The organism is Streptomyces luteolifulvus (assembly GCF_008806595.1).
Classification (GTDB): Bacteria; Actinomycetota; Actinomycetes; order Streptomycetales; family Streptomycetaceae; genus Streptomyces; species Streptomyces luteolifulvus.
On sequence record NZ_VZRB01000092.1, the window covers coordinates 1 to 1,757 of the forward strand.

3 protein-coding genes are annotated in these 1,757 nt (G+C 68.7%); 2 read left to right on the forward strand and 1 reads right to left on the reverse strand.

Annotated features, from left to right (window positions below):
- Both F7R91_RS41695 and F7R91_RS41700 read left to right on the forward strand, forming a co-directional pair.
- On the forward strand, positions 1-380 hold a 380-nt coding region (locus F7R91_RS41695), incomplete at its 5' end, for a coiled-coil domain-containing protein (protein WP_225321138.1).
- Positions 381-467: 87 nt separating this feature from the next.
- Complete coding sequence (locus F7R91_RS41700; protein ID WP_150959081.1) at positions 468-653, forward strand: hypothetical protein; 186 nt, start codon at positions 468-470, stop codon at positions 651-653.
- Positions 654-1,197: 544 nt separating this feature from the next.
- Here the strand turns inward: F7R91_RS41700 and F7R91_RS41705 are convergent.
- Positions 1,198-1,757 (reverse strand): Lsr2 family DNA-binding protein (locus tag F7R91_RS41705; protein ID WP_331000744.1); only part of this gene is annotated, 560 nt, incomplete at its 5' end.

The following is a 1,757-nucleotide window of genomic DNA, read 5'->3' on the forward strand; positions in this document are numbered from 1 at the left end:
TGCTCCTGTACCGGACACAGGAGGAGATGGGGGATCTTCGGGACCGACTGGCAGAAGCCGAGGACAAGGCCACAGGGCTCGCGGCGGAACTGGCCGACGCTCACCGCCGCCACGCCATGAAGATCGAGCAACTCAACTCCCTGCGAAATCAAGCGTTGGCGGCACTCGGCCTGAGACGGGAGGAAATACGTCAGCTCACCGAGGAGGTGAAGGACCTGTCCCGCCACATCGCATGGCTGGAGAAGGTGTTGCGGGAGGCATGGAGAGCTGTCGGACACCACGTGGATGCCCTTGGCTCGGCCGTGGATCTCGTCGTTGACCTGGCTGGCCGGCTTGTGGACACGGACGACGCGGATTCGCCCGTCCCGCCCGCGCAGTAGTGAGAGCCGACCACCCGGCCGCCCATACGACGCCGGGGCGCTGCTCGCCGGAGTCTGTCCACAGGGGACTGGCCTGACGCTGTCTGCATGGATGATCAGCACTCCAACCCGGCGTCGGCCATGCTCCGGCGCAAACTCTTCGAGGGCCTTGGACGGGCCGAACGGGCCGGCCCGGAGGGGACCTCGGACGAGGGCCGGATGAGGGACATCATGACCGCGGTCTCGCCCGCGCACGCCGACCTGATCCCACATCGGAACGACCGGCGGCCTTGATCAAGGCGTGCACCACCGGCGGGCCCTCCTGCACATGCACGGAGGCGGAGGCGTGCTGGGGCTCATGCAGAACATCACCGCATGGGCCCTGGCGAGCGCACGTCGAGGCATCGCCCTGTACCCGATCCATGGGGCCGGTCGTCGTCACCGGACGTGCTCAGGACGGGGAAGTGGCCGCCGTGGACGACGGCCTGGCCCAGCACGCACACGTGGTTCCGGGCAGATGGTCCGGGAAACGCCGGGGAAGTGGCGCACCCGGCCGCCCGCGCCCAACGGGGCATCCCTGAGTGAACTGCTCGCCTACGTGGCTGGGGACGTTGCCTCCAGCCGGTAGCGCGTACCGCGCGTTTCTGCGTGCCCTTCGGCTACAGGGTCTTGCGTGTAGGGTCCGCGGCTTCGTTGGCACTGGGTCCTGCGGATATGCGGGAAATCCGGGCGTGGTGAGCAGCGACGGTGTTGGTGGATGGTGAGCAATCGGTGGCTCCTCCTCGGTCAAGGCGGTGACAGCGAGTGAGGTATCGGTTGTCTTGGTGATCGTCGGCGGCTACGTGGTGGGGCGGGTGTCCTGTCCGCCGGTGGCCGGGTGGGTGGCGTGCCAGGCGTCCCAGATCTGTGCGCGGAGTCTGCCGCGTGGTGGTATGTCCATGCCCTGTTCGCGGGCCCAGGCCCGCACCTCGGCCACGTTCGGCGCCGCAGCTACGGACCGGGGCCGCCGGGCGGTGGGGACAGGTATGCGGGCCGGTGTGGGCGGCAGGTGCTCTGGCGTGGTGGCTGTGAAGCCGCGGCGTTCGAGGATGCGGCGGCGCTTGTGGTGCATGCGTTCCAGGAGGGGGACGTCGGCGTCGAGGTAGTCGTGGGTCTCGACGTGGGACTTCCGTGCTTCGGTGTTGCGCATGATTCGGCCGACCTGCTGGATGACGCGTCCCTTGAACGAGATGGGGCTGGTCAGGAAGAGGGTGTCGAGGCGTGGTGCGTCGAAGCCCTCGCCGGCGAGTTTGTCGATCGCCAGGAGCACCAGCGGTTCGTCGTGCTCCTGGGCCAGGGCAGAACGGACCCGGGCGCGCTCGGCCGGCGGCATGCCGCCGTGCAGGATCAGCGGGGTGA